This is a genomic window from Kitasatospora sp. NPDC004289, assembly GCF_053602875.1.
Genome location: NZ_JBSGEL010000011.1, coordinates 91,255 through 117,757, shown reverse-complemented (window position 1 = coordinate 117,757; position 26,503 = coordinate 91,255). Strand labels below are relative to the sequence as shown.

Annotated in this window: 28 protein-coding genes; 12 read left to right on the top strand and 16 right to left on the bottom strand. The window is 74.1% G+C overall.

All coding sequences use genetic code 11. From position 1 onward, the window contains the following. Positions 1-49 precede the first annotated feature (49 nt). The 8 genes from ligK to ACWEPF_RS10395 all read left to right on the top strand — a co-directional run bounded on the left by ligK (position 50) and on the right by ACWEPF_RS10395 (position 7,083). Positions 50-739, top strand: a complete 690-nt coding sequence (ligK, locus tag ACWEPF_RS10430; protein WP_452172266.1) for a 4-carboxy-4-hydroxy-2-oxoadipate aldolase/oxaloacetate decarboxylase — start codon at positions 50-52, stop codon at positions 737-739. A gap of 2 nt (positions 740-741) precedes the next feature. After that, positions 742-1,671 carry an amidohydrolase family protein gene (locus ACWEPF_RS10425; protein ID WP_452172265.1) on the top strand — a complete coding sequence of 310 codons (930 nt, stop codon included), beginning with the start codon at positions 742-744 and terminating at the stop codon, positions 1,669-1,671. Between the two features lie 5 nt (positions 1,672-1,676). Next, positions 1,677-2,978 carry a protocatechuate 4,5-dioxygenase subunit alpha gene (ligA, locus tag ACWEPF_RS10420; RefSeq protein ID WP_452172296.1) on the top strand — a complete coding sequence of 434 codons (1,302 nt, stop codon included), beginning with the start codon at positions 1,677-1,679 and terminating at the stop codon, positions 2,976-2,978. A gap of 1 nt (position 2,979) precedes the next feature. Continuing rightward, positions 2,980-3,942: a Gfo/Idh/MocA family oxidoreductase gene (locus tag ACWEPF_RS10415; RefSeq protein WP_452172264.1), complete on the top strand. Its 963-nt coding sequence runs from the start codon at positions 2,980-2,982 to the stop codon at positions 3,940-3,942. A gap of 52 nt (positions 3,943-3,994) precedes the next feature. Beyond that, entirely contained in the window at positions 3,995-4,759 is a 765-nt protein-coding gene (locus ACWEPF_RS10410) for an SOS response-associated peptidase (RefSeq protein ID WP_452172263.1), read from the top strand. A 65-nt stretch (positions 4,760-4,824) separates the two neighbouring features. Next, the gene (locus tag ACWEPF_RS10405; RefSeq protein WP_452172262.1) at positions 4,825-5,622 is read left to right on the top strand and encodes a DUF5984 family protein; all 798 of its coding nucleotides are present in this window, start codon (positions 4,825-4,827) and stop codon (positions 5,620-5,622) included. Between the two features lie 154 nt (positions 5,623-5,776). Then, positions 5,777-6,421 (top strand): DUF1062 domain-containing protein, encoded by a 645-nt coding sequence (locus ACWEPF_RS10400; protein ID WP_452172261.1) that lies wholly within the window; start codon positions 5,777-5,779, stop codon positions 6,419-6,421. 65 nt (positions 6,422-6,486) lie between these two features. Continuing rightward, positions 6,487-7,083, top strand: a complete 597-nt coding sequence (locus tag ACWEPF_RS10395; protein ID WP_452172260.1) for a DUF309 domain-containing protein — start codon at positions 6,487-6,489, stop codon at positions 7,081-7,083. 24 nt (positions 7,084-7,107) lie between these two features. Here ACWEPF_RS10395 and ACWEPF_RS10390 read toward each other — a convergent pair whose 3' ends face one another. From ACWEPF_RS10390 to ACWEPF_RS10370, 5 genes are all read right to left on the bottom strand, one after another. Beyond that, positions 7,108-7,329 (bottom strand): DUF6458 family protein, encoded by a 222-nt coding sequence (locus tag ACWEPF_RS10390; protein WP_452172259.1) that lies wholly within the window; start codon positions 7,327-7,329, stop codon positions 7,108-7,110. Positions 7,330-7,448: 119 nt separating this feature from the next. Continuing rightward, complete coding sequence (locus ACWEPF_RS10385; protein ID WP_452172258.1) at positions 7,449-8,105, bottom strand: class F sortase; 657 nt, start codon at positions 8,103-8,105, stop codon at positions 7,449-7,451. Between the two features lie 16 nt (positions 8,106-8,121). Further along, a complete protein-coding gene (locus tag ACWEPF_RS10380) occupies positions 8,122-8,763 on the bottom strand; it encodes a hypothetical protein (RefSeq protein WP_452172257.1) in 642 nt (213 codons plus the stop codon). Between the two features lie 144 nt (positions 8,764-8,907). Then, positions 8,908-10,173, bottom strand: coding sequence for a pyroglutamyl peptidase (locus ACWEPF_RS10375; protein ID WP_452172256.1), 1,266 nt, complete (start codon positions 10,171-10,173; stop codon positions 8,908-8,910). Positions 10,174-10,242: 69 nt separating this feature from the next. Then, positions 10,243-11,004, bottom strand: a complete 762-nt coding sequence (locus ACWEPF_RS10370; RefSeq protein ID WP_452172255.1) for a globin domain-containing protein — start codon at positions 11,002-11,004, stop codon at positions 10,243-10,245. A gap of 193 nt (positions 11,005-11,197) precedes the next feature. Between ACWEPF_RS10370 and ACWEPF_RS10365 the strand changes: the two genes are divergently transcribed. Next, positions 11,198-12,223 carry a phosphatase PAP2 family protein gene (locus ACWEPF_RS10365; RefSeq protein ID WP_452172254.1) on the top strand — a complete coding sequence of 342 codons (1,026 nt, stop codon included), beginning with the start codon at positions 11,198-11,200 and terminating at the stop codon, positions 12,221-12,223. Here ACWEPF_RS10365 and ACWEPF_RS10360 read toward each other — a convergent pair. From ACWEPF_RS10360 to ACWEPF_RS10340, 5 genes are all read right to left on the bottom strand, one after another. Then, entirely contained in the window at positions 12,192-13,391 is a 1,200-nt protein-coding gene (locus tag ACWEPF_RS10360) for an alpha/beta hydrolase (RefSeq protein WP_452172253.1), read from the bottom strand. The two genes, ACWEPF_RS10365 and ACWEPF_RS10360, sit on opposite strands and share 32 nt — an antisense overlap. 125 nt (positions 13,392-13,516) lie before the next feature. Then, positions 13,517-14,203: a response regulator gene (locus ACWEPF_RS10355; RefSeq protein ID WP_452172252.1), complete on the bottom strand. Its 687-nt coding sequence runs from the start codon at positions 14,201-14,203 to the stop codon at positions 13,517-13,519. Then, positions 14,200-15,453, bottom strand: a complete 1,254-nt coding sequence (locus ACWEPF_RS10350) for a sensor histidine kinase (protein ID WP_452172251.1) — start codon at positions 15,451-15,453, stop codon at positions 14,200-14,202. The genes ACWEPF_RS10355 and ACWEPF_RS10350 overlap by 4 nt, the downstream gene beginning before the upstream one ends. After that, positions 15,450-16,202 (bottom strand): SDR family NAD(P)-dependent oxidoreductase, encoded by a 753-nt coding sequence (locus tag ACWEPF_RS10345; protein ID WP_452172250.1) that lies wholly within the window; start codon positions 16,200-16,202, stop codon positions 15,450-15,452. The genes ACWEPF_RS10350 and ACWEPF_RS10345 overlap by 4 nt, the downstream gene beginning before the upstream one ends. Before the next feature lie 110 nt (positions 16,203-16,312). Next, positions 16,313-16,933, bottom strand: a complete 621-nt coding sequence (locus tag ACWEPF_RS10340; RefSeq protein ID WP_452172249.1) for a hypothetical protein — start codon at positions 16,931-16,933, stop codon at positions 16,313-16,315. A 186-nt stretch (positions 16,934-17,119) separates the two neighbouring features. On the opposite strand from ACWEPF_RS10340, the gene ACWEPF_RS10335 reads away from it, so the two are divergent. Continuing rightward, positions 17,120-17,653 (top strand): hypothetical protein, encoded by a 534-nt coding sequence (locus tag ACWEPF_RS10335; RefSeq protein ID WP_345281506.1) that lies wholly within the window; start codon positions 17,120-17,122, stop codon positions 17,651-17,653. A 153-nt stretch (positions 17,654-17,806) separates the two neighbouring features. Here ACWEPF_RS10335 and ACWEPF_RS10330 read toward each other — a convergent pair whose 3' ends face one another. Further along, the gene (locus tag ACWEPF_RS10330) at positions 17,807-18,625 is read right to left on the bottom strand and encodes an alpha/beta fold hydrolase (RefSeq protein WP_449796427.1); all 819 of its coding nucleotides are present in this window, start codon (positions 18,623-18,625) and stop codon (positions 17,807-17,809) included. 96 nt (positions 18,626-18,721) lie between these two features. Between ACWEPF_RS10330 and ACWEPF_RS10325 the strand changes: the two genes are divergently transcribed. Continuing rightward, positions 18,722-20,314 carry a phytoene desaturase family protein gene (locus tag ACWEPF_RS10325; protein WP_452172248.1) on the top strand — a complete coding sequence of 531 codons (1,593 nt, stop codon included), beginning with the start codon at positions 18,722-18,724 and terminating at the stop codon, positions 20,312-20,314. A gap of 92 nt (positions 20,315-20,406) precedes the next feature. Here ACWEPF_RS10325 and ACWEPF_RS10320 read toward each other — a convergent pair whose 3' ends face one another. From ACWEPF_RS10320 to ACWEPF_RS10305, 4 genes are read right to left on the bottom strand one after another with little or no spacing between them, the layout of a single operon-like run. Next, complete coding sequence (locus ACWEPF_RS10320; RefSeq protein ID WP_452172247.1) at positions 20,407-21,255, bottom strand: ABC transporter ATP-binding protein; 849 nt, start codon at positions 21,253-21,255, stop codon at positions 20,407-20,409. After that, entirely contained in the window at positions 21,242-22,282 is a 1,041-nt protein-coding gene (locus ACWEPF_RS10315; protein WP_452172246.1) for a taurine ABC transporter substrate-binding protein, read from the bottom strand. Before ACWEPF_RS10315 ends, ACWEPF_RS10320 begins: the two co-directional genes overlap by 14 nt. A gap of 47 nt (positions 22,283-22,329) precedes the next feature. After that, positions 22,330-23,157, bottom strand: coding sequence for an ABC transporter permease (locus tag ACWEPF_RS10310; RefSeq protein WP_452172245.1), 828 nt, complete (start codon positions 23,155-23,157; stop codon positions 22,330-22,332). Beyond that, positions 23,154-24,299 (bottom strand): LLM class flavin-dependent oxidoreductase, encoded by a 1,146-nt coding sequence (locus ACWEPF_RS10305; protein ID WP_452172244.1) that lies wholly within the window; start codon positions 24,297-24,299, stop codon positions 23,154-23,156. The genes ACWEPF_RS10310 and ACWEPF_RS10305 overlap by 4 nt, the downstream gene beginning before the upstream one ends. A 652-nt stretch (positions 24,300-24,951) precedes the next feature. On the opposite strand from ACWEPF_RS10305, the gene ACWEPF_RS10300 reads away from it, so the two are divergent. Further along, positions 24,952-25,674: an LURP-one-related/scramblase family protein gene (locus ACWEPF_RS10300; RefSeq protein ID WP_380149964.1), complete on the top strand. Its 723-nt coding sequence runs from the start codon at positions 24,952-24,954 to the stop codon at positions 25,672-25,674. A 110-nt stretch (positions 25,675-25,784) separates the two neighbouring features. On the opposite strand, the gene ACWEPF_RS10295 is transcribed toward ACWEPF_RS10300, so the two are convergent. Beyond that, positions 25,785-26,453: an HAD family hydrolase gene (locus tag ACWEPF_RS10295; protein WP_452172243.1), complete on the bottom strand. Its 669-nt coding sequence runs from the start codon at positions 26,451-26,453 to the stop codon at positions 25,785-25,787. Between the last annotated feature and the right edge of the window lie 50 nt (positions 26,454-26,503).

Below are 26,503 nucleotides of genomic sequence, written 5' to 3'. Positions count from 1 at the left end.
CCGCCGACCTCGCCGGCCTCGACGGCTGACCACCCTTCAGGAGAACACCGTGGAACCCACCGAACTCGGTCTGGTCCGGACCTCGATCACCCGCGCCGACCCGGCCGCCGTCGCCGCGCTCTCCGCCTTCGGCGTGGCCACCGTCCACGAGGCGATGGGCCGCACCGGCCTGACCCGCCCGTACCTGCGCCCCGCCTACCCCGGCGCCCGCCTCTGCGGCACCGCCGTCACCGTCCTCCTCCAGCCCGGCGACAACTGGATGCTGCACGTCGCGGCCGAGCAACTGCGGCCCGGGGACGTGGTGGTGGCCGCCTGCACCACCGAGAGCGAGGACGGCTTCTTCGGCGAACTGCTGGCCACCTCCTTCCGGGCCCGCGGCTGCGCCGGCCTGGTCATCGACGGCGGCGTGCGGGACGTGGCGGACCTGGCCGCGATGGACTTCCCGGTCTTCGCCCGCGCCGTCCACGCCCGGGGCACGGTGAAGGCCACCCTGGGATCGGTCAACGTGCCGGTGGTGTGCGCCAACGCGCCGGTGCGGCCCGGCGACGTGGTGCTGGCCGACGCCGACGGCGTGGTGGTGGTGCCGCGCGAGCGGGCCGGTGAGGTGGCCGAGGCCGCGGCGGCGCGCGAGGCCGACGAGGCCGGAAAGCGCGAGCGGCTGCGGGCCGGCGAGCTCGGCCTGGACATGTACCGCATGCGGGGCCCGCTGGCCGCGCTCGGACTGCGCTACGAGGACTGAGAGTGGACACCGAGACCGTCGAGAAGACCCCGGGCTGGCTGGACTGGCACCCCGATCCGTCCCGGCCCCGGCTCGCCCTGCCGGAAGGGGCGGTGGACGCGCACTGCCACGTCTTCGGCCCGGGCGACGTCTTCCCCTACGCCCCCGAGCGCAGGTACACCCCGTGCGACGCCTCCGCCGACCAGCTCTTCGCCCTGCGCGACCACCTCGGCCTGGCCCGCAACGTGATCGTCCAGGCGACCTGCCACGGCGCCGACAACCGGGCCCTGCTCGACGCCCTGCGCCGCTCCGGCGGGCGCGCCCGGGGCGTGGCCACCGTCCGCCCCGAGGTGTCGGAGGCGGAGCTGCGGGAGCTGCACGAGGCGGGGGTGCGCGGGGTCCGGTTCAACTTCGTCCGGCGGCTGGTGGACGTCACCCCGGCCGAGGAGCTGCGGGCGGTGGTGGAGCGGATCGCGCCGCTGGGCTGGCACGTGGTCCTCTACTTCGAGGCCGCCGACCTGGCGGAGTTGGCCGAGTTCTTCCTCTCGATACCGGTGCCGCTGGTGGTCGACCACCTCGGCCGGCCGGACGTCTCCAAGGACGTGGACGGTCCGGAGTTCGGCGCCTTCCTCGACTTCCTCCGGGCCCGGGAGGACATCTGGTGCAAGGTCAGCTGCCCGGAGCGGCTGTCGCTGACCGGCCCGCCGGCGCTGGACGGCGAGCGGGACGCCTACCGGGACGTGGTGCCGTTCGCCCGCCGGGTGGTCGAGGAGTTCCCCGACCGGGTGCTCTGGGGCACCGACTGGCCGCACCCCAACCTGAAGGGCCACATGCCCGACGACGGCCTGCTGGTCGACCACCTGAGGCACGTGGCCCCGGCGGGCGAACCGCTGCGCCGACTGCTCGTTGACAATCCGATGCGCCTGTACTGGCCCGAGGAAGAGGGGAGTTGAGACCAGTGGACCGCAGCTACCGGCTGGTGCCGGGGACCACGATCTTCGACGCCGAACAGTCGGCCAAGGGCTACCACCTCAACCAGTTCTGCATGTCGCTCACCACGGCCGAGAACCGCACCGCCTACCTGGCCGACGAGCGCGGCTACCTGGACGCCTGGCCGCTGCGCGAGGAGCAGAAGCGGGCACTGCTGGAGCGCGACCTCAACGCGGCCATCGCCGAGGGCGGGAACATCTACTTCCTCGCCAAGTGGGGTGCCACGCTGGGGCTCTCGTTCCAGCAGATGGCGGGCTCGATGACCGGCATGACCGAGGAGGAGTACCGCGCGATGATGGTCGGCGGCGGCCGGCCGGCGGGGCAGCGCCTCGACCACGCCGTACTGGAGGCCGCTCACGCCGAGCCCGCCGATCCCGCCGGGCGGGCCGGGATCACGGCCGCCGTCTTCACCTCGCACGTGCCCGCCATCGGTGCCGCGATGGACCACGGCAAGACCCGGGAGCCTTACTGGCAACCGGTGTTCGAGGGATACGAGCACACCCGGCAGTGGGCCCGGGAGAACGTCCCCGACGTGGTCGTGCTGGTCTACAACGACCACGCCACCGCCTTCGACCTCTCCCTGGTCCCCACCTTCGTGCTCGGCACCGGCGCCGCCTTCCCCGTCGCCGACGAGGGCTACGGCCCCCGTCCGGTGCCGGACGTCGAGGGCGATCCGGAGTTCGCCGCGCACCTCGCGCACTCCCTGATCCGGGAGGACTTCGACCTGACGCTGGCCCAGGAGATGCCGGTGGACCACGGGTTGACCGTGCCGCTGTCGCTGGTCTTCGGCGAGGTGGAGCGCTGGCCGTGCAGGGTGATCCCGCTGCACGTCAACGTGGTGCAGTACCCGGTGCCGTCCGGAGCGCGCTGCTTCGCCCTGGGCCGGGCGCTGCGCCGGGCCGTCGAGTCCTACCACCGGCCGCTGAACGTCCAGGTCTGGGGCACGGGCGGGATGAGCCACCAACTCCAGGGCCCGCGCGCCGGGTTGATCAACCGGGAGTGGGACAACGCCTTCCTGGACCGGCTGGTCGCCGACCCGGAGGGCCTGTCCCGGGTGCCCCACCTGGAGTACGTCGAGCAGGCCGGTTCGGAGGGCATCGAGCTGGTGATGTGGCTGATCGCGCGCGGCGCGCTGAGCGACGTCGACGGCGGCGGCGCCGTCTCGGCCGACCACCGCTTCTACCACGTGCCGGCGTCGAACACCGCCGTCGGCCACCTGATCCTGACCAACCACCCGCAGGTGCCCGCCGGGCCCGCGGACGAGGAGTGACATGACCGAGCAGCAGCCCCTGCGGATCGCCCTGGCCGGCGGCGGCGCCTTCGGTGCCAAGCACGCCGCGGCCCTGCGCCGGATCGAGGGCGTGGAGGTGGCCGCCGTGGTCAGCTCCGGCCTGGAGAGCGCCCGCCGGTTCGCCGCCGAGCAGGGCATCGGGCGGGCCGCGGCCGACCTCGACGAGGTGCTGGCGATGGACGACGTCGACGCCGTCGTCCTGGCCACCCCGACGCCGATGCACGCCGCCCAGACCCTGGCCTGTCTGGAGGCCGGCAAGCACGTCCAGGTGGAGATCCCCGTCGCCGCCTCGCTGGCGGACGCCGAGGCCTGCCTGGCCGCCCAGCGGCGCACCGGCCTGGTCGCGATGGCCGGCCACACGCGCCGCTTCAACCCCAGCCACCAGTGGATCCACCGGCGGGTGGCGGCCGGGGAGTTCGCCATCCAGCAACTGGACGTGCAGACCTACTTCTTCCGCCGCAGCAACCTCAACGCCCTGGGTCAGGCGCGGAGTTGGACCGACCACCTGCTCTGGCACCACGCCGCCCACACCGTCGACCTGTTCGCGTACCAGACCGGTTCCCCGATCGTGCGGGCCAACGCCCTCCAGGGCCCGGTCCACCCCGAGCTCGGCATCGCGATGGACATGTCCATCCAGCTCCAGGCCGAGAGCGGAGCCATCTGCACCCTCTCGCTCTCCTTCAACAACGACGGCCCGCTCGGCACCTTCTTCCGCTACATCGGCGACACCGGGACCTACCTGGCCCGCTACGACGACCTGTTCACGGGGACGGAGGAGAAGATCGACGTCAGCGGGGTCGACGTCTCGCTGGACGGCATCGAGCTGCAGGACCGCGAGTTCGTGGCCGCCATCCGGGAGGGCCGGGAGCCGAACGCCTCGCTGGCGCAGGTGCTCTCCTGCTACCGCACCCTGGCGGAGCTGGAGCGGCAACTCGCCGGCTGACCGTCGGTGGTTCGGCGGACGGGAGGAGGGGCGGGAGGGGAGGATGGGACCCATGTGCGGTCGCTTCGTCTCCACCTCCTCCCCGTCCGACATCGCCTCGCTGCTGCGGGCGGTGGTCTGGCCCTCGGCCGAGACCCTGCTGCCCTCCTGGAACGTCGCGCCCACGGACCCGGTCGCCGCCGTCCTGGAGCGCGTCGACCGGGAGACGGGCGAGTTGGTGCGGCGGGTGGAGGCGCTGCGGTGGGGGCTGGTGCCGTCCTGGTCCAAGGACCCCAAGGCCGGCGCCCGGATGATCAACGCCCGGGTGGAGACCGCCCACGAGAAGCCCTCCTTCCGCAAGGCCTTCGCGGCCCGGCGCTGCGTGGTGCCGGGCGACGGCTACTACGAGTGGAAGCCGGTCGGGGCCGCGGAGGGGCGCAAGGCCTTCAAACAGCCCTACTACCTCCACCGCCCGGACGGTGCCCCCCTGTTGATGGCCGGCCTGTACGAGTACTGGCGCGACGGGTCGGTCCCCGAGGACGAGGACCCGGCCGCCTGGCTGGTCACCTGCACCCTCCTCACCACCGAGGCGGTCGACGCGGCCGGCCGCGTCCACGACCGGATGCCCGTCACCCTCCACCCCGACCACCTGGACGCCTGGCTCGACCCGGACCTGTCGGAGCTCGCCGAGGTCCGCGCCCTCCTCACCGTCCCCGCCGCCGAGTTGGCCATCCGACCGGTGAGCACCGCCGTCAACAGCGTCCGCTCCGACGGAGCCGTCCTGCTGACCGAGGTGGCCGACCCCCTGGCGGGCATCACGGGTGGACACTTCGCCTGAGGCCGTGCCGCCCCGACCTCCCGAATCCCGGTTGACGAACGGTCAGCGACCGGGAGACTGAACCGGTGACCGACGTCGAACCCGCGCTGCGCTTCCGTTTCGGACTGACCCCGCTGGACCGGGTACGGCCGTGGGGCTCCGAGCGCCCCGTCCTGCACTGGTTCGGGCTGACCGACGGCTGGTACGGCATCGACCTGGGCGGCCACGAGCTGCTGCGCTACTCCGAGCGAACGCTCCGCGCACTGCGGGCCACCGGCGACGGGCGGGCGTGCCCGTACGTGGACCACTACGTGGTCCGGCTGTGGGAGGACGTGCTCGAACTCGTGTCGGAGGCGATGGAGCCGGTGCCGGCGGACCTCGCGGACCTCGCGGGCGACCTCGCGCCGGGCTGGGCGTGGGAGGACGCACCGGAGGAGGCCGACGCCGCGCTCGCCTGGTACGGCGCGGGCTTCCTGAACACCAGCTACCTGCGGGTCGCGCCTCACCTGCGGTGCCGACGCACCGTCAGCGGTCCGGACGACACGGTGACCCTGGTCTGGGAGCACCGGGCGGACCCGGAGGGCGTGGTCGAGTTCGCCGGGCCGCAGCGAGGGCGGGTGACCATGCCGACGGAGGATTTCGTCGCGGCCGTGGCCGCGTTCGACCGGGCGCTGCTGGCCGCGATGGAGCAGCGCATCGGTGCGTTGGAGCAAGCGCCCCCGGCGCCCGGTGTCGAGCTCGACCTTGGACAGCTGCGCCGTGAGCAGCGGGAGCGGGCGGGTGGGTTGCGGCGGGCGCTGGAGCACCGGCCGGGCACCGACTGGGAGGCGGTGCGGGCCGGTGTCCGGATCCTCCTCGGTGCGAAGGCGACCGGGCGGGACTGACCGGCCGGAAAACCGGTTGCCCCGGCTGCCGGTCCTGAGCAGGATCGCGTCCATGGACAAGTGACGGCTGCCACGTAGCAACCACCCTCGGCGCGCTCGGCCTTCGCAACGGCGAGCGGCGTGCCTCCGTCATGTCCAGAGAGCGATCACCCACATGCATACCAATCGCAAGGCCCGTTGGGCCGTGCGCCGGTTCGGCCTGCCCACCGTCGTCCGGCCCTGCCCGGACTGTCCCTCGACCCGGCACCGCGCCTCCGGCAAGATCCGGGTCAACGCCAGCGGCAAGCTGCTCGATGTCTGGCTGCTGCTCAGCTGCGCGGGCTGCGACCGCACGTCGAAGGTGCCCGTCCACGATCGGGCCCACGTCTCCTCCCTCGACCCGGCTCGGCTGGTCGCGTACGAGAACAACGACCCGGGCGTGGTGCGGGAGTTGACGATGAGCGCGTCGCTCGCCACCAAGAACGGCTACCGCCTGGACTGGGCGGGCACCTGGGAGCTCGACACCCGGATGCCGCTCTACGCGCTGGACGACCCGCGCGCCTTCGAGGTCGAGGTCCGCTTCGACCTGCCGGCCCCGATCCGGGCGGAGCGGCTGCTCTGCCTCGGGCTCGGCCTCAGCCGGGGCGAGGTCCGCCGTCTGGTGGACGAGGGCCGCATCCACCTCCCCCTTCCGCTGGACGCCAAGGCCCACCGGGAGTTCACCTTCACCCTCCACGGCCCGGGAGCGGTCGACTCCGCCCGTCTGCCGGCGGCTGCTCCCGGCGACGTGTCGGTGCCACCGCTGCGGCGCTCTGCCTAGGTGACGTGGGGGCGGGGATCCTCCGGGGCCCCGCCCCCACGCGGGCCGCGGGGGAGAATGGGTTCATGAGCGAGATGGAGCCCGAGGGCGGCGAGGCGGCGTGCTGGGTGGGGGAGGTCTGCCCGGAGTGCGGGCGGCTGCGGGCCGAGTGCGGGCACGGGGAAGAGCCGAGGGCGCGGGTCGGCGGTGTGCCCGGGCGGGACCGGGACGCGAAGGGGCGGGCGCGGAACGGGCGGCCCAGGGACGGCTTGGGGCGGCCGTTGGCGTACGGGAGTCAGGGCGCGCCGCGGCAGCCGGAGGGGGTGGTGCGGTCGGCGGGGCGGACGCTGGAGGAGGCGCAGCAACTGCTGGACGCCGGGCGGCCGTTCCACGCCCACGAGGTGTTGGAGGACCGCTGGAAGAGCGCTCCGGAGGAGGAGCGGGCACTGTGGCGGGCGCTGGCGCAGTACGCGGTCGGGCTGACGCACGCCGCGCGGGGCAACCCGAAGGGGGCGGTCGCGCTGCTGGCCAGGGCCGCGGAGGGGCTGGCGCCGTTCGAGGCGCGGCCGCCGTTCGGGATCGACGTGGCGGGGATCCGCCGCTGGGCGCTCCGTGCGGAGGCGCCGGTGACCGTGGTGCCCTCGGCGGACCTCCCCGCCCTCCGCGCGCGGCAGGAGGGCTGACGGGACGTCCGGCCGCCGGGTCGGTCAGAGCTCCTCGCGGTAGCGCTCCCGGACGACGGGGGCCTCGACCGTGCCGCGCAGGCGGCGCCGTCGGTAGACCCGGGCGTAGACCACCAGGCCGAGCAGGCCGGCGATCATCATGATGACGCCGATCACGTCGAGGTTGACCCCCGAGAGTTCCCAGTCCACACCGAACGTCAGGATGGCTCCTGCCGCGAACAGGAGGATGCAGCCACCGATGCCCACCGTTGCTCTCCTTCCGGACGGCGCCGTACCCCGTCGGCCCGGCGCTCCGGTCCGCGCCTACCCCCTTCCCGGCGGATCACCCGTGCGGGATCGGGGAGTTGGCGGTCGGCGGGTGGGGGTCAGCGCGTGGACGTGAGGCGGGCGGAGACCACGACGTTGGAGTCGTAGCCGCCGTTCTTGCGGTCGAAGTGGCCGCCGCAGGTGAGGACCCGGAGTTCGGGACGGCCGGTGGAGGCGTAGACGGCCTCGGTGGGGAAGGCGGACTTGGGGTGGGTGCGGACGTCGGTGACGGTGAAGACGGCGGTGCGGTGGTCCTGGCGGGTGATCTCGACGGTGTCGCCGCGGCGGAGCAGGCCCAGGCGGTGGAAGACGGTGGGGCCGGTGCGGTTGTCGACGTGGCCGAGGACCACGGCGGTGCCGTTCGCGCCCGGGGCGGCGGCGTCGCGGTACCAGCCGGCCAGGTTGCGCTCGGCCATCGGAGGGGACGTCAGATGGCCGGCGGCGTCCAGGCCGACGCCGGAGACGGGGGCGTCCACCTTGATCGAGGGGATCCGGATCCGGCTCGGCGGGGAGGGCGCCAGCGCGGGCGCGTAGGCGGGGAGGGTGACGGTGGGGGAGGGCGCGGCCTCGGCCGCGACGGGCGCGGGCTGGGGCGGTCCGGCGGTGGCCGAGCCGTCGTGCACCAGCCAGCCGCCGATCAGCACTGCCACCGCCACGGCCCCGGCGGTGAGGACACCGGGGCCGCAGCGGACGGGGGAGCGCTCAGTGCTCGGCAACTCGGTGCTCCGCCGCTCAGTGCTCCGCATGGCGTGCGGCGCGGCGCCGCAGGTACCGCACGCTGACGGCGGCGGCACCGATCAGCAGGGCCGAACCTCCGGCGATCTCGGCCGGGTTGGGCCCGCCGGAGCTGCCGCCGCCGCCCGCGTCCACGCCGCCGACGGGGAGCCCGTCGGAGCCGGTGCCCGAGCCGCCGGCGCCGGTCGGCGTCGCGCTGGGCTTGCCACCGCCCGGGACGCCGCTGATGGGCAGGTCGGTGTCCACGGGCGAGCAGTCCACCGTGAAGACCTTCTGCTTGGCCTTGCCGTTCTCCCCGGCGAAGGTCCACTCGAGCTTGTAGTGGCCCTCCGGCAGGGTGTAGTCCTGCGAGCGTCCGTTACCGCCGGCCAGCACCACCTGACCGGCCGCCACCTGGGCGTTCCCGGTGGGCGGTTGCTGGGTGAGGGTGTAGCTGACCAGCTGGATGACGTCGAAGTTGAGCGCGGCGACGTAGAACTTGCAGACCTTCGGCTCGGTGTTCTGGTCGAGGGTCGGCGTGGTGGTCTTGTGGATCTTCACGTCGCCGTTGTCGCCCGGCGCCGCGTGGGCGGCGGGCGCGGTGGCGAGGCCGAGGGCGGCGGTGAGCAGGACGGCTGGGAGGGCGAGGCTTCGTCTCATGGCGGGCTCCAGACCTGGGGACACGGCGCGGGGGCCGCAGGATTCCTCAGGTTCACCCGCCCTCCGGCCGGGGCCGGGGCGCCTCGCCCTCCCGTACTACTTTTTCACCTCACCGGCCGATACCCCGCCCGGCCGGACGGCCCGTCAGCCGCCCTGCCGCCAGCCCGCCTTGAGCAGGACCAGGACCTCGGCGGTGATGGCGGCCTCGTTCTGCTCGAAGGCCGGGCCGGTCAGCTGGGTGCGGTCGGCGGGCAGGCCGGTCAGCACGGGGGTGTGCAGGTGGCCGCCGGGCAGGGTGGGGCGGAGCTCCTGGCGCAGGCGGTTGCTGCGGTAGGCGACCTCGTTGGAGAGGTAGCCGCCGCCCCCGCCGGCCACGGCGCGCGAGCCCGGGGTGGGGCCGTCCTCGCGGTCCACCGGCTGGGTCCCGCCGGCCGGTATCTCGGTGACCTCGGGGTTGACCAGCACGGGGTACGGGGTCTGGGCGGCCTGCTCCAGGGCGGCGCCGGGGAGGGTGGTGCGGATGAACTCCGGGCCCGGGCCCATGCCCGGTGCCACCACCGGGTTCTGGTACGTCCCGCCGGAGAGCGCGCCGGTGTTGTCCGGGTACGGGTCGGCGGAGCGGGCCCGGCCGGCCCACTCCTCCACGGTGAACAGGCCCGGGTAGCCCTGGCTGATCGAGGTGATGCGGTCGGCCGAGCGCGGACCCGTCACCAGCCGGGGGCCGTAGGCCCGCTCCACGATGCCGCGGTCGAAGTCGCCGTAGCGGACCGGCAGCACCACGGCGCGGATCTCGGCGGCGGAGCCGTCGTCCAGGGTGACGCGGCGTCCGTTGAGGGTGAGCGCGGCCGAGCCGGAGGGGTTGGCGGTGCGCAGGTCGCCGTCCAGGCCGAAGGGGTCGAATCCGCTGACGAAGATGCGCTTCAGGCCGGGGGCGGGGCTGAAGTCGTTCTCCTTCAGGCCGCGCGAGGCGTCCTCGAAGCGGGCCCGGAGTGCGGCGGCGTCCACCGCGAACTGCGGCTTCCAGCCGTTCAGTTGGTCCACCATGGCGAGCCGCGCCCAGTACAGCGGCCGGTCGTCCCCGGGCGCCAGGTCGCCACCGGGGCGCCGCCCCTGGGCGCGGTTGACCGCCGACTGCCAGAGGGCGACGCCCCAGGAGTCGGCCAACTCCTCGGCCTCGTGGGCGTTCCGGGTGGAGCACAGCGCGGCGGGGAACCGTGCGGTGAAGCTGCCGAGGCCGCCCCGGGTCACCAGGTCGGCGCTGCGCGGATCGGTCAACCGCCGTTCCTCCACGCCTCGTTGGGCTGGTGCGGTGACGGTGCAGCCGCCGTCCAGGGCCTGGGCCGGGGAGGCGGAGAGGGTGGACAGCAGAGCGCCCGCCACCAGGAGGGCGGCACCGAAGGAGGGTTTCATGGCATGTGACATTACACAGAGCGCGCCCGGCGCGGAACGGGGCGTCTCACCCCTCGGCCGCGGCTCGTGTCACGGCCGGTACGGCGGGGTGATGCCCCAGTCCCAGCGCGGCATCGGGGTCTCGGGCAGCGGCGGCGGGTTGAGGCCGGAGTAGATCACGGCCATCCGGGTGCCCCACTCCAGGTAGTACGCGAGCACCCCGCGGAACTCCGGGTCGGCGGGCAGGTCGACCTCGTCGGCGGTCTCCAGCAGCAGGGCCACCCAGCGGCGGCGCTGCTGCTCGGTCACGCCCCGGCCCAGGTGGCGGGAGGCCATGTGCCGGTGGCCGCCGTGCTCCGTGCTGTACCGGGCCGGGCCGCCGAACACCTCGCCCAGCCAGGCCGCGACGTGCTCGGCGTGGTGCGGGTCCATCCCGGCGAACACCGGCGCCAGCACCTCGTCCTTGCCGACGTGCTCGTAGAAGCGGGTGAACAGCCGCTCGAAGGCACCCGCCCCGCCCGCCCACTCGTACAGGGTCGGGGCCGACCCGCCCCGGCCGGCCACCTCGGTGACCTCGTAGTGCCGCATCTCCTCGATGTCCCGCACGTAGGGCCCGATCTCGGCCAGGAAGGCGGCGAACTCCGGGCCGGTGCGGAAGCCCCGGAGGTGGTCCTCGGCGGAGGTCCAACGGATCCGCAGGACGTAGGCGTCGGGCTCCTCGGCGCAGCGGGAGAGCTCGTAGTCCACGCACTGCTCCGCCGCTCGCAGCGAGCCCGCGGCGCGGGCGTACGCCTCCTCGCAGGCGGTGCGGCGGCCTTCGGTGACCCGGTACCGGATGTATTCGACAATCATGCCCCGACCCAACCGCACCGGAGGGGTCAGATCAAGTCGATTCCCGTGTGGTGAAGGTGAATTGACTGATCGTCAGGGACGGAGCGGAATGGTTCCTGTACGTTCCCGAGGAGGCCGGAGGGTCCCGTTCAGCTACCCCTCATGATCGCGTGCCAGGCTCGGTGACCCCGTACCTACACGAAGGGACACGCCCGTGGCCCAACAGCAGCTCTCCGCTCGCTCGGCCGGCTGGTGGCCGGTCGTCCGCCGGGCCGCCTGGCCGGTCTACCTGGTCGCGCTCGCGCGCTGGACGTGGGTGAACGGCCTGCCCTACACCGAGGACCTGGTCTTCCTCTGGCTGATCGGCGCGCTGCTGGCCGCCGCCGTGCACAGCGGCCACGGATGGCGCCGGGCGCTGCTGGTACTGCGGGACTGGGTGCCGGTGATGGCCGCCGTGCTGACGTACTCGCTGCTGCGCGGCTTCGGCGCGCACACCCCCTGGGCGCCCCACCTCCGGCCGCAGCTGGACTTCGACACCGCCCTCGGCCTCGGCCAGACCCTGACGGTGCGTCTGCAGCACGCCCTCTACACCCCCGGCACCGCCCACGTGTACGACTACGCCGCCGTCACCGTCTACATGTCGCACTTCTTCGTGGTCTTCGTCCTGCTGGCCGTGCTCTGGCGGCGCGACCACGCCCGCTTCCGGCGGCTGCTCGCCTGCTACCTCGCCCTGACCTACGCGGCCTTCCTCACCTATGTGCTCTACCCGGCCGTGCCGCCGTGGATGGCCGGGGAGCAGGGCGCCCTGCCCGAGGTGACCAGGATCGTGGCCGACGTGCTCAACCAGAGCGGACTGCCGCGCGCCGCCTCGGTGTTCGAGGGCGGCAGCCGGTTCGCCAACGACGTGGCGGCGATGCCCTCGCTGCACGCCGCGTACCCGATGATGATCGCGCTGTTCTTCTGGCCGGTCGCGAGCCGGCGGGTCCGGGTGCTGCTCGCCGCGTACCCCGCGGCGATGGCCTTCACGCTGGTGTACGGCGGCGAGCACTTCGTGATCGACATCCTGGTCGGCTGGACCTACGCCGCGGTGGTCGTCCTCGGCGTGAACCGACTGCTCGACCGCAGGGCCGCCCGCCGTGCCCTGCGGCCGGGCGCGGCGGTCGCGGCGGGCGCGGGGGTGCCGGAAGGCGCGGCGGCGGCGCCGGAGGTCAGGCGGGGAGCACCTGCCCGAACCAGCTGAGGATCTGCGGGAGGGCCGCCTTCTTGGACGGCGAGTGGCCGATCGGGCCGAGGTCCAGCAGCGGGGCCTCCGTCCCGTGGGAGGCCAACCGCTCCGCGCAGTGGCGGGCGTTCAGGATCGTCACGTCCCGGTCGCCGCTCGCCGCGTAGAGGCGGACCGGGACGGCGGGCGCCCAGTCACAGGTGGAGTCCTGGGCGCGCAGGGCGTCGAGCAGGGCGCCGGTGGGGTGGGCGGCTCGCGCGGTGAATTCCGGGGTGAGCAGCTCGGCCGGGGTGGCGGGCAGTGCCCCGGCCACCTCGGCGCTGCCGTGGGTGCCGTCGAACAGGCCTTCCACGGTGGCCGCGTAGGGCGGGCGGAAGACCTCGGCCGGATCCGCGTAGATCGGGTGGAGCCGGTTCATCGCCACCAGCCAGTAGGCGAAGTAGTAGGTGGCACTCATCGGGTCGAGGGTGCCGTCGAAGCCGGCGGGCATCTCGGCGTGCTCGGCGTCGTAGGGACCGCTGATCGGCGCGAGCGCGCCGAGCCGGAAGTGCCGGTCGGCCCCGTCCTGGAGGGCGCGGCCGAGGGCCATCGCGGCCGGGCCGCCCTGCGAGAAGCCGGTCACCAGGACGCGGGGGTCGAGCCGGTGGCCGCGCCCGGCGGTGAACGCGCGGGCGGCGCGCAGCAGATCGAGCGAGGCGGTGGTCTCCGAGGCCGTGTCGGCGTACGGGTGGAGACCGGGGCCGGTGCCCAGGCCCAGGTAGTCCGGGGCGGCGGCCGCGTAGCCGGCGCCCGCGAAGAGCAGGCTCTCGCCGCGCGCGTCCGGACCGGTGGAGGGGGCGTCGGCGCGGCCGGTCATGGTGCCGTGCTCGAAGACCACCGGGCGCAGGCGGCGGGGTCCGTCCTGCGGGAGCGCGAGCAGACCCGAGGCGGTGGTCGGCCGCCCGTCCGGGGTGACGGTGCGGTAGACGAGCCGGTAGGTGTCGGTGCCCGTGGTGGGAGCGGCGGACGGGTAGCCGTGGCGGACGAGGTAGTCGGCGGTGGCCTCCCGGGAGAGGGAGGTCAGCGCCTCGGCGGAGACCAGGCTCCCCCGGGTGTCCTGCGGGGCGGCGACGGCGGCCGCCGGGGTGAGGACCGGGGTGAGGGCCAGGGCGAGGGCGACTGCGGTGGTGAGTACGGCGGTTCGCACGGAGGTCTCCAGCGGGTCGGGCGGCCGGGAGCGGCCGTCTGCTCCGCCATGGTCCTTCGCGGGGGAGGCCGGGCGAATCGCGCTGCGGAGTGGTCCGTGGTGTCACTCCCACGAGTGACGAGGGCTCAGGTGTCCGCCCCGGGGACCACCAGGCCGCACTCGTAGGCGAGGATCGCGGCCTGGGCGCGGTCGCGCAGCCCGAGCTTGGTCAGGATGCGGCTGACGTGCGTCTTGACGGTGTGTTCGGTGACCACCAGGAGCGCCGCGATCTCCGCGTTGGAGAGGCCCCGGGCCAGGCAGCGCAGGGTCTCGCGCTCGCGGGCGGTGAGGGCGCCGAGCCGCGCGCCGCCGTCGGACGGGGAGGTGCGGGGGAGGGGCGCGCGGGGGATCCGGCGGGTGTAGTCGGCGATCAGGCGGCGGGTGACCGAGGGCGACAGCAGCGCCTCGCCCGCCGCGACCACCCGGACGGCGTGGACGAAGTCGTCCCGCCGCACCGTCTTCAGCAGGAAGCCACCGGCCCCGGCGTAGAGCGCGTCGTAGACGTACTCGTCCGCGTCGAAGGTGGTGAGCACCAGCACCCGGCACCGGGAACCCTCGGCGGCCAGCGCCTTCGCCACCTCGATGCCGTCCGTTCCGGGCATGCGGATGTCCAGCACCAGCACGTCCGGCCGCAGCGACCGCACCAGCGCGAGCGCCTCGGCGCCGTCGGCTGCCTCGCCCACCACCTCGATGTCGGGCTGCACGTCGAGCATCATCACGAAGCCGCTGCGCACCAGCTCCTGGTCGTCCGCGACCACCACCCGGATCGTCACCGCGGACCTCCGGTGGGCAGGGGGAGACGGAGGACGAGCTCGAAGCCGGGCAGCCCGTCGGCGCGGGGCCCGGCCGTGGCGGTGCCGCCGCAGCCGGCGGCGCGTCGGCGCAGCCCGGCCAGGCCCCGGCCGCCGCCTGTGGTCGGGGCGGTGGTGGGAGCGGTGGCCGGGCCGGGTCCGTCGTCGGTCACGGTGACGGTCAATTCGCCCTCCTGCCAGTGGAGTCGGACGGCCACGGAGGCGGCCCGGGCGTGGCGGACGGCATTGGTCAGGCCCTCCTGGACGGCGCGGTAGACCGCCAGCTGGACATCGGGCGGCAGGCGCCGGGGTTCACCGGACACGTCGTGGGACACGGCCAGGCCGGTCCGGCGCACGCCGTCCACCAGGGCGGGCAGCTCCGCGAGGGTGGGCTGCGGGGCGCGCGGAGCGGGGTCGTCCTCCTCGGTGCCGAGCGCGGTGAGGATGCGCTGCAGCTGGACGGTGGCGTCGCGGCCCGCGTCGGCGATCGCCTCGAAGGCGGCGAGAGCCCGGTGCGGGGCGTGCTCGACCATCAGCGGGCCCGCCTCCGCCTGAACGGTCATCAGGACGACGGCGTGGGCCAGCACGTCGTGCATCTCGCGGGCGATCCTGGCCCGCTCCTCCGCCGCTGCCCGCTCGGCCTCGGCGGTCGCCCGCCGGGCCTCCGCCGTCGCCCGCTGCGCCTCGGCGGTCGCCCGCCGGGCCTCGGCCTCGGCGCGGGCCGCCTCCAGGTCGCGTTCGGCCTCGACGCGGCGCAGGTGGTCCCGCCGCACCCGGGCGGCGGTGCCGGAGGCGGCGGCAGCGGCGAAGGACATCAGGTAGAAGGCGGCGTCCTGGACCTGATGGTGCTTCAGGGCCTCCACCAGGAGCACCACCGGCACGGCCACCACCGCGATCCCGGTCAGCGCCAGGCGGCGGTGGCGCGAGCCGTACGCGAAGGCGCTGTACATCGCGACGAACGCCGCGTACGGGAACGGCTGCCCCGGCCGCTTGTACAGCACCGCCGTCGTCCCGACCACGGCGACGAACAGCAGCACCGCGAACGGCCACCGGCGCCGCCACACCAGGGCCCAGACGGCGCCGCTGGTGAGCAGGAAGCCGAGCAGGCTGAGGTCCGCGGTGCCCGGGGCCAGGAACGGGATCGCGACCAGGGCCTGGACGAGCAGCGCGATCCCGAGGTCCGTGGGGTACGGGCTGCGGTCGCGGTCGCGGTCCGGGTGACGGCCGGTCAACGGCCCAGCACCGCGCCACCGTTGAGGCCGATGATCTGGCCGGTGAGGTAGCCGGCGGCGGGGGAGGCGAGGTAGGCGACGGCGGCCGCCACGTCCTCCGGGGTGCCAGCCCGGCCGACCAGGGTGTCGGCGACCTTGGCGGCGTGGAACTCCGGGCTCCACTGCTCGCCGAAGATCTCGGTGTCGGCGATGTAGCCGGGGGCCAGCACGTTCACCGTGATGCCCTCGGGGCCGAGTTGGCGGGCCAGGCCGAGCGCCCAGCCGTGCACGGCCGCCTTGGCGGCGGCGTAGGAGCCCGCCGAGTGCGGGCCGGCGCCGCCGCGCTGGGCGGCCGCCGAACTGATCATCACCAGCCGGGCCCCGGGACGGCGGAACTGTGCCGTCAGTGCGGTGGTGAGCAGCACGGTGGTCAGCAGGTTGGTGTCCAGGTCGTGCCGCCAGGACGCGGCGAGCGCGGCGAGCGAGTCGTCGGCGGGGCGGGTGATGATGGCGCCGGCGTTGTTCACCAGCACGTCCACGGGCCCGAGTTCGGCGATCCGCTCGGCCGCCCGGCCCACCTGGACGGGGTCGGTCAGGTCGGCGGCGACCGGGACGACGTGGTCGCCGCCGATCTCCTCGGCCGCCGCCGCCAGCACCTCGGCCCGGCGGCCGATCACCACCACCCGGTGCCCGGCCTCCGCCAGCTCCCGGGCGATCGCCTTCCCGATCCCCGTCCCGCCGCCCGACACCACCGCAAGCCGGTCCGACATGCGCTCCCCCTTGATCAACAGTCAGTCAGGGGCGAAGCCTAGCCCGGCCCGGCGGCCGCCCCGCGAGCCGGGCGTGCGGACCGGGCGTGCGGACCGGGCGCGCGTGCGGCTCAGCTGGTGGGCGAGCCGAGGAACTTGGCCGGGGCCAGGGCGAGGAACCGCTCCACCGCCGTGCCCAGCAGGGCCTCCGTCGGGTCCCCGGTCTCCGTCACCAGGCTGCGGAAGGTCAGTTCCAGCGCCCGGTCGCCGTCGCGCACCAGCAGGGTGGTGATCCGGGCCTGCGGGGCGTCACCGGCGAGCATCGTGCGCATCAGCGCCTCGTCGCCGAAGCGCTGCTCCACCGAGAGCGGCTCGCAGGGGTCCGCCTCGGGGTCGACCAGCCGCACGGCGAACTCCTGGTCACCGAAGCTCATCGTCCAGTTGGTGCAGTCGGTGTACACCCGCCGCATGTCCGCCATCCAGGAGACGGCGGCTCCCGCCACCCGCTCCGAGACGCCCACGTCCACGACGACCGACGCGTCGGCGTTGACGAACGAGGTCCTGACCTCCCGTGCCGCCTTGTCGCCGAACGCCCGGTTCAGCACGGCCGTGAGCTCCGGCGTCGGGCCGGTCATCGGCGGCGGGTCCTCGTCGGACGACGCGGCGGCCATCTCGGTGAAGTCCCCCAGGCCCGCCGGGGCCAGGTCCGCCGCTGCGGCCAGCAGCCGCACGAGGTCCTCGGGACGGACCACCGAGGATGACGAATCGTCAGATATGTTCACAGGAGCCCCCATCGTCGTGTGACGCACACAGCTTGATGATCAACACCGTAGTGCACGGCCTCCCCGCGCGGCCCGATGGCCCGGTCAGGTGAACCGGCCGCATGCGGGCGACCGTACGGGGCAGGCTGGTGGTGAGCCGAGGGAAGGGAGTGAGGGGTGGGAGAGCGCGAGGCGGACCACGCCGAGCAGTTGAGTGAGGCCCTCACGGTGCTGGGAGTCGGCTGGCAGCCGGACCGGGTCACCGACGAGGTGACGCGGGCGGTGATGCTCGCCACCGCGCTGCTCGGCGCGGCGGAGGCGCACCTGGTCCGCGCCGAGCTGGACGCGCGGCGTTCGGGCGCCGACACCGCGGCGCTGCGCAGCGCGTACGGGCCGGTCCGGGGCGAGGTGGTCGCCGACGCGCTGCCGCAGGCGCCGGACGCTGAGCGGCTGCTGCTGGTGCTGCGGCTCGGGCTGCTGGTCGCCGACCTCAGCCGGGCCGCCGGGCCGGACGAACGGGCCCCGGACATCGAGGCCCTGGCCGCCGCCCGTGACCTGGTCAGCGCGGCGGTCGCGACCGTCACCCACCACTACGCCGCCTCCTTCGCCGCCGACTCCGGCGTGCTCTCGGCCGCCGAGGCGCTCGAACTGGCCCGCACCATGGCCTCCCAGGCGGCCGGCCGCCTCACCCGGCTGACGGGAGACGGCTGACGGGAGACGGCTGACGGCTGGTGCGTGATGGCTGGTGGGTGACGGCTGACGAGGCCGGGTCGGCAGAAGGGGATGGCACCCGACGGGTGGGGACGGCCCTCCGGCGAGGTCCGTCCCGGGCCGTCCCGGCGAGCGCCGTCGAGTCGGCGACCCCTACCCCAGGAAGGCGGCCAGTTCGGCGTTGAAGCGGGCGGGCTGCTCCAGGTTCGGGTAGTGGGCGGCGTTCGGGATGCTGACGGTGCGTCCGCCGGGGATGCCCGCCATCAGCCGGGCGGCCATGGCGAGGTTGTCCGGGCCGTCGACGGCGCCGTTGATCGCCAGGGAGGGGAGGGCGAGGCCGGTGGCGCGCTGCCAGGTGTCGGTGACGGGGAGGCGGTGGTCGGGCTCGTCGAGGGTGTGCTTGGCGATGGTGTCCAGGGTCATGGTCCGCAGCAGGGCCATGGCGGTGGGGTCGACCTCGGACGGCTCGCGTTCCGGGCCGGCGGCGAAGCGCAGCAGCACGTCGGCGGTGGCGTCCGGGTCGGCGGCCGCCATGGCCTCCGCCAGATCGGCGAACACGGCCAGGTTCCACGGGTGTTCGAACTCCGGCTCACTGGTGCCCGCGCCGCTGACCACCAGCGCGCGGGTCAGCTCCGGGTACTCCAGCGCGCAGTCGACCGCCGTCGCCGCACCCATCGAGAGCCCGACCAGCACGGCGGGGCCGGTGTCCAGTCCGTTCACCAGCGCGGCGAGGTCGTCCACCGGGCGGTAGGGGCGGGTGGCGTTGGAGGAGGTGCCGTGCCCCCGGGCGTCGAAGGCGATCACCCGGTGGGTCGGCGCGAAGTGCCGGAACTGCTCCTCCCACAGGCGGTGGTCGAGGAACCCACCGTGCAGGAAGACCAGCGGCGGGCCGGAACCGGCCTCACGGTAGCTCAGGTGACCGTCCTCGGTGGGGAGTTGGCGGATCGGTACGTCAGCGAAGTATCCGGGCATGGCACCCAGGGTGCCACCCCGCGGCCGCCGTGGCGACCGACCCGTCCGGGGTGTCGCGTGGTTCCCCGGGGCGGCCCGTCGGCGTAGCGTGGCCCCGTGAACACGGAATCGTCCTCCCGGCACGACGTCGTGATCGTCGGTGGCGGGCACAACGGGTTGGTCGCGGCGGCGTACCTGGCACGGGCCGGGCAGCGGGTGCTGGTGCTGGAACGCCTGCCGCACGTGGGCGGGGCCGCCGTGTCGGCCCGGGCCTTCGCAGGGGTGGACGCGCGGCTGTCGCGGTACTCGTACCTGGTGAGCCTGCTGCCGCACCGCGTGGTGCGCGAGCTCGGGCTGAAGCTGGACCTGCGCCGCCGCCGGATCTCCTCGTACACGCCCGTCGTCCGGGACGGCAAGCCGACCGGGCTGCTGGTGGACGCCGCCGACGCCGAGCGCACCCGGGAGTCGTTCCGCTCCCTGACCGGCGACGAACGGGAGTGGCGGGCCTGGCAGGAGTTCTACGGCACCACGGCGCGGCTCGCGCAGCGGGTGTTCCCGACGCTCACCGAGCCGCTGCCGTCGAAGGCGGCGCTGCGCGGGCTGGTCGGTGACGACGCCGCCTGGGAGGCGTTCGTCGAGCGGCCGTTGGGCGAGGTGGTCGAGCGGACCTTCGCCGACGACACGGTGCGCGGGGTCGTCCTCACGGACGCGCTGATCGGCACCTTCACCCACGCCCACGACCCCTCCCTGCGGCAGAACACCTGCTTCCTCTACCACGTGATCGGCAACGGCACCGGCGACTGGGACGTCCCGGCCGGCGGCATGGGGGCGGTGACGTCCGCGCTGGCCGAGGCGGCGCTGGCGGCCGGAGCGGAGATCCGGACCGGCTGCGAGGTCACCGCCGTGGCCACCGACGGCGTCGGCGAGGCCGAGGTGACGTACCGTCACCGGGACGGCGAGGGCCTGGCGGTGGGCCGGCGGGTGCTGGTGAACGCCGCCCCCGCCGTGCTGGAGCGCCTGCTCGGGCAGGAGCCGGGCCCCGGGCCGGGGCCGGAGGGCGCCCAGCTCAAGGTCAACATGGTGCTGCGCCGCCTGCCGCGACTGCGCGACGCCGCCGCCGACCCGCGCGACGCCTTCGCGGGCACCTTCCACATCGCCGAGGGCTACCGGCAGTTGGCCACCGCCTACACCGAGGCGGCCGCGGGACGGATCCCCTCCGCGCCGCCCTCCGAGATCTACTGCCACACCCTCACCGACCCGTCGATCCTCGGGCCCGAGGCGCTCGGGCAGGGCCTCCAGACCCTCACCCTGTTCGGACTCCACATGCCCGCACGGCTGTTCACCGACCCGGCGGCGAAGGAGCGCGCCCTGGCGGCTGGCCTGGCGGAACTCGACGCGGTGCTGGCCGAACCGATCGCCGACTGCCTGGCCCTGGACGCGGACGGGCGCCCGTGCGTGGAGGCGAAGACCCCGCTCGACCTGGAGCGCGAGATCGGCCTCCCGGGCGGCCACATCTTCCACCGCGACCTCGCCCTCCCCTTCGCGGCCGACGGGGAGGAGAACTCCGGTGGCGCCGCCGCCCGCTGGGGCGTGGCGACCGCGCACGCCAACGTGCTGCTCTGCGGGGCGGGCGCGGTCCGCGGCGGCGGTGTCAGCGGCATCCCCGGGCACAACGCGGCCAAGGCCGTGCTGGAGGAGTCGACGGGCTGAGCACGGACGGCTTCCGGGCCGGCGGTTCGGCGGGCCTGCCCGGGCAGCGGGGCCGTTGACGACGGCACCGGGCAGACGGAGGTCTGCCGCTCTCAGGACACCGCTTCCCCCTCGGAGCCGCCGCCCCCGCCGGAGGCGGTGAGCAGGGCACGGGTGAGCTCGGCTCGCAGGCGGGCGAACTCGGCGGTGCCGCGCAGGGCCGCCACGTCCGTGTGCTCGCCGCGTTCCAGGCCGATCGACACCTGGGCCGCCACCCGGCCCGGGTCGGCGGCCATCACCAGGACCCGGGAGCCGAGCAGCACCGCCTCCTCCGCCGAGTGGGTCACGAAGAGCACGGTGGTGCCGGTGCGGTCGGCCAGGGTGCGCAGCTCCTCCTGGAGCCGCTCCCTGGTGATCGCGTCCAGTGCGGCGAACGGCTCGTCCAGCAGCAGGAGCCGGGGCTCCCCGGCCAGCGCGCGGGCGATCGCCACCCGCTGTTGCTGGCCGCCGGAGAGCTCCCAGGTGCGGCGCCCTTCGAACCCGGGCAGGCCGACCAGATCGAGCAACTCCTCGGTACGGGACGCCCGCAGGCCCCGCGGCAGCCCGTGGCGGGCCAGGGCGAAGGAGAGGTTGCCGCCGACGGTGCGCCAGGGGAAGAGCCGCGGCTGCTGGAAGACCAGCCCGGTGCCCCGGCCGGGTGCGGGGTCCGTGCCCCGGACCAGGGCCGTTCCGGTGGTCGCCCGTTCGAATCCGGCGACCACCCGCAGCAGGGTGGTCTTCCCGCAGCCGGACGGGCCGACCAGCACCACGAACTCGCCCTCCGCCACTGTGAGCGAGACGTCCTGGACGGCGGTGACCGGTGAGCGTGCGGGCCCGTAACGGACGCCGACCGCGTGCAGGTCGATCGCGGGCACGTCCGTGGCCGGTGCGGCGTGCGGCGAGGGGAGTTCAGCCGTTGGCACGGGCCAGCTCCTCCACTGCCAGGCCCCTGGCGAAGACCGAGGCGTCCGGGACGGCGTCGATCTTCTGCTGGGTCTTCAGGAACTCTGCGGCGTCGCGCAGGTTGGCCGCCAGCCTGCCCGGCGCGCCGGGCTTGCCGAGGTACTCCGGGCCGGCCTGCTCGGCGGCGGTGAGCAGGACCAGCTGCCCGAGTTCGGCCTTGGCCTGCGCGGCGGGGATGTCGAGCTGCCGTCCGATCGACTCGGCGGCGGCCGCCGGATCGCCCTTCGCCAGCTTCACGGCCTGGTCCTGCGCCTTGACCCAGGCGGTGACCACCTCGGGGTGCGCGGCCGCGAAGGAGTCGGTCACCACCCCGAGGTCGGCGGTGGGCTTGCCCTGCTCGGCCAGCTGCTGACTGGTGATCAGGACCTTGCCGGTCTTCTCCAGCTCGGTGAGCACCGGGGTCCAGACGTACGCGGCGTCGATGTCGCCGCGGGTCCAGGCGGCCTGGACGTCCTGCGGCTGGAGGTCGACGGTCTGCACCTGGGCCGGGTCCACCCCCGCGGCCTTGAGCGCGGCCAGCAGGGAGTAGTGCGCGGTGGAGCCGAACGGGGTGGCCACCTTCTTCCCGGCCAGCTGCCTGACGTCGGTGACCCCGCCGCGGGCGACCAGGGCCTCGTTGGCGCCGATCAGGTCGTGGATCCAGAGCACCTTGTAGGGGATGTTCAGCGGCGCGGACAGACCCTTGGTGACCGGGCTGGACCCGGCCAGGCCCAGGTCGACGGCGCCGGCTATGACGGCTGTGTTGACGTCCCCGCCGGAGCTGAACTTGACCCACTTGACCTCGGCGTCGGGCAGCGCCTGCTCCAGCAGGCGCCTGTCCTTCACCACGAGGTCGGCGTTGGGGATGTCCTGGTAGGCGATCCGGACCACCGTTCTGCCCTTCCCGCCGCTGCCGCCGGAGTCGTCACCGCCGAGCCCGCAGGCGGAGGTGGCCAGCAGGGTGACGGCGGTGGTGGCGGCGAGCAGGACGAGGCGGCGGGAGGGCATGGTTGTTCTCCTTGAACGGTGACGGTTGGTGGCGGAGTCGGCTGTTCTCAGGCCCGGCCGCGCCATGGCACCAGGGCGCGCTCGGCGGCCTTCAGCAGGCCGTCCAGCGCCAGGCCGGACAGGCCGATGGTGATGATCCCGACGATGACGACGGCGGTGGCGTTGTAGCGCTGGGCGTCGCGGATCATGCCGCCGATGCCCGGGACGCCGTTGACGGTCTCGGCCGCGACCACCGAGGTGTAGGCGATGCCGACCGCGATCCGCACGCCGGTGAGGATCTCCGGCAGCGCGGCCGGCAGCATCACACCGCTGAGCAGCGAGGCGCGCCCCGATCCCAACGCCCGTGCCGCCTCGACCAGATCGCGCGGGACGCCGCGGACCGCGGCGGCGGTGGCGGCCGCGACCGGGGGGAGGGCGGCGATCAGCAGCAGCCAGACCTTGGGCTGCTCGTCGATGCCGAACCAGATCACCAGCAGGCTCAGGTAGGCCAGCGGTGGCAGGGTGCGCAGGAAGGTGACCGCCGGTTCGAGCACCACGGCGAGCGGGCGGACCAGACCGATGGCCAGGCCGAGCGGAATCCCGAACAGCACGGCGTAGCCGGTGCCCAGGCCGATCCGGCGCAGGCTCACGGCCAGGTGCTCGATCAGCAGGTGGCCGCCGTAGCCGCGGGCGCCGTCGTGCACGGTGGAGGTGACCACGAACTGGTGCCAGACCGCCCCGGGAGAGGGGACCAGGACCGGGGGCCAGACCTCGAGCGTGACCACCGCCTGCCAGGTGGCGAGCAGGGTGGCCAGGGCCAGCGCACGGAGCGCGATCCAGCGCAGCGCAGTGGTCTTCGGCGTGGGCTTGAGCCCTCGTGCCGGCTTCGGTGTCACGGTCGGGCCGCCCGGGTCCGGACCAGGTCGCGGAAGAGGGGCGCGACCTGTTCGCCGACCCGGTAGGCCTCCTCCAGGTGCGGGTACCCGGAGAGGATGAACTCGTCGATGCCCAACTCCCAGTACTCAGCGAGGCGTTCGGCCACCTCGCGGTGGGAGCCGACCAGGGCGGTGCCGGCGCCCTCGCGGACCAGGCCGATTCCGGCCCAGAGGTTGGGCGACACCTCCAGAGCCGCTGTCCCGCCCTCGGCCCGGCCGCCGTGCAGGGCGGTCATCCGGGCCTGGCCGGTGGAGTCCATGCCGGCGAAGCGGCGCTGACTGGCCGCCACGGCGTCCGGGTCGAGCCCCGAGAGGATCCGTCCGGCCTCGCTCCAGGCCTCGGCCGAGGTGTCGCGGGCGATGACGTGCAGTCGCAGGCCGTAGCGCAGTCGCCGGCCGTGCGCGGCGGCCAGCGGCCGCAGGCGTTCGATCCGCTCGCGCAGCGCCGACGGTGGTTCGCCCCAGAGGAGTTGGACGTCCGCGCGGCGGGCGGCGACCTGCTCGGCCGCCGGGCTGGCGCCGCCGAAGTACAGCGGGACGGGGTGGTCGAGGGCGGGCGCCACGAGGGCGGCGTTCTCCAGCCGGAGGTGGGCCCCGTCGTGGTCGACCGTCCGGCCGTCGAGCAGGTCGCGCAGTACCGCCATCACCTCGTCGGTGCGGGCGTAGCGGTCGTCGTGGGCCAACTGGTCGCCGTAGGCTCGCTGTTCGGCCGGGTCGCCGCCGGTGACCACGTTCAGGCGGAGCCTGCCGCCGGCGAACCTCCGGAAGGCGTCGGCCTGTTGGGCCAGCAGGGTGGGGCTGGTGAAACCGGCCCGGAAGGCGATCAGGAAGCCGATCGTGCTGGTGTGCTGGGTCAGCGCGGCGCCGAGGATCCAGGGATCCACGCAGCCCAGGCCGACCGGCGCGAGCAGCGAGGTGAACCCGGCCTGTTCGGCCGCCTTCGCCACCTGGGCCAGGTAGCCGATGTCGGCGGGCCGGCTGACGGCCGCCCCGGTCCGGCCCTGGACGGCGGTGACCCCGCCGGGGTCGCGGCCGTCGCCTCCGGTGGGCAGGAACCAGTGCAGTAGGGGGTCGGGGCGGGTGGCTGGGGTGTGCGCGGGCATGGCGGGTCCTCGTGCGGAGAGGTACGGGAGTGCACCGGATGCGCCGACCGTGCCGCTTGCGGCGGCGGACGGGCGGACGGGCGGTCGGTTGCTCGGACGGGCGTGACCAGGACGACGGCGCCGGAGGCGACGGCGGGAGCGTGCGGAGGGGGATGCGGGAACGGGCGGGGCCACGACGGCCGTGCGGCGGTTCCGGTGGGTCAGTTCACTGCCTGCGCAGGGGTCAACAGCAGGCGCGGCGAACGCTGACGGCCCGACACATCATGGTCGTGACACGCAGGAGGTCCACGTGGCGACGGGTGATGAGGTAGGGGGCCATGCGGCGATCCTGGGCGGACCGGTCGGGCACTGGCAACACCGTCTCACATACTGGTTCGGAACGTTCCGATCCCTGGTCGGCGCGATCGAGGGGTGACGCGGGATCAGGCGGGACTCCGCGCAGGGCCGGAGGTCACGGAGACGGGCGCCGGACCTGCGGCAAAACGTCTGACGGGCTGTGACTTCCGCCACAGTGGCCCTGTGTGAGGCTTGTTCAACTGCCGTGCAGGACAAGTGAAAGCGCAGGTCGGGGCCGTTCTCGGAGGTCTGGACCAGGCGGCGGTGTTCGAAACGGCTTGGCGTGCGCGAAGCGCGGGGCCCTAACCTGCCCGCCATGTCTCAGAACACGAACACCCCGGGCATCCCCGGGCAGCCGGCCGCGGCGGCCGGTGACTCCGCCAAGATCCAGCGCCAGGTGCAGCAGCAGGCCGGCGTCGGCCCGATCGGCGGGGGCGGCGGCACCCTCTTCTCCGAGCCGGTCCTGGTGGTGAACCAGAAGGCCAAGCTCATCGAGCTGACCAACGAGTACTCGGTCTTCGACCAGCAGGGCGCCACCCTCGGCTCCGTGGTCCAGGTCGGCCAGAGCGGTCTGCGGAAGGTCATCCGCCTGCTCTTCTCGATCGACCAGTACCTGACCCACAAGCTGGAGATCCGGGACGCGCAGGGCACCCCCGTGCTGCTGCTCACCCGCCCGGCGAAGTTCATCAAGTCCCGTGTCATCGTGGCGCGTCCGGACGGCACCGAGATCGGCCAGATCGTCCAGCAGAACGCGATCGGGAAGATCAACTTCGCGCTGGAGGTCGGCGGCCGGAAGATCGGCGCCGTCAAGGCCGAGAACTGGCGCGCCTGGAACTTCGCCATCGTCGACGAGACCGACACCGAGATCGCCCGGATCACCAAGACCTGGGAGGGCCTGGCCAAGACCATGTTCACCACGGCCGACAACTACGTCCTCCAGGTCCACCGCCCGCTCCCCGACCCGCTGATCAGCCTGGTCGTGGCGACCGCCCTTACGGTGGACACCGCCCTCAAGCAGGACGCCCGCGGCCTCGGCTGACCGCCGCCCCCGCAGATCCTCCGCCCCACCCCCGACCGGGGGTGGGGCGTTTGGGCTTCAACTCCCCTGCGACTGCCGGGAGTAGGCTCGACAGACCAGGCCGTCCGGTGTCACGGAGCGGGTGTGGCGAGCAGGCGCGCGCCGAATGCGGAGGCCTCGAAATCCTCGAGGGACTCCAGTACCAGCGTGGCAATCGCGAAGCGCGGATCGCGGCGATCAGCGGCCTCCGGAACGGCGACGACCGTCATCCGGGCCGACACGCCGGCGATGACGCCGTTGAGCGAATCCTCGAACACGAGACATTCGTCGGGTGACGCACCGAGGGCGGCGGCTGCGCGGAGATAGGCGCCCGGGTGGGGCTTGCCGTGTTCGTCGTCCTCGGCCGAGAACACGGCATCGAAGAACCGGTCGAGACCGGTGCTCGCGAGCGCGGCCCGGATCACCGACTCCGGCGACGACGACACGACGGCCATGACCCTCGACGCACGCGCGCACGCCGCGACGGCGTCTTCGGCACCGGCTTTCGGTGCCACTCCCTCCAGCCCACGGCACACGGCGGCCACGATCTGCCGCTCGACGTCGTCGGGGTCGGCTCGAAGGGCGGCCCGCTCGAACCAGTAGGCCACCATGTCCCTCTGCCGGAGCCCGCGCGTCGCCGCCTGCATCTCCGCTGTGAGGTGCAGGCCGAGCGGGCCGAACACCTCACGCTTCGCCGCGTCCCAGATCGGCTCGGAGTCGATCAGAAGGCCGTCCAGGTCGAACAGGACTATCGGGTGCATCAGTTGCTCTCTCGTGGGCGACAGTGACGGGCGGCAGGCGATCCGCGGGT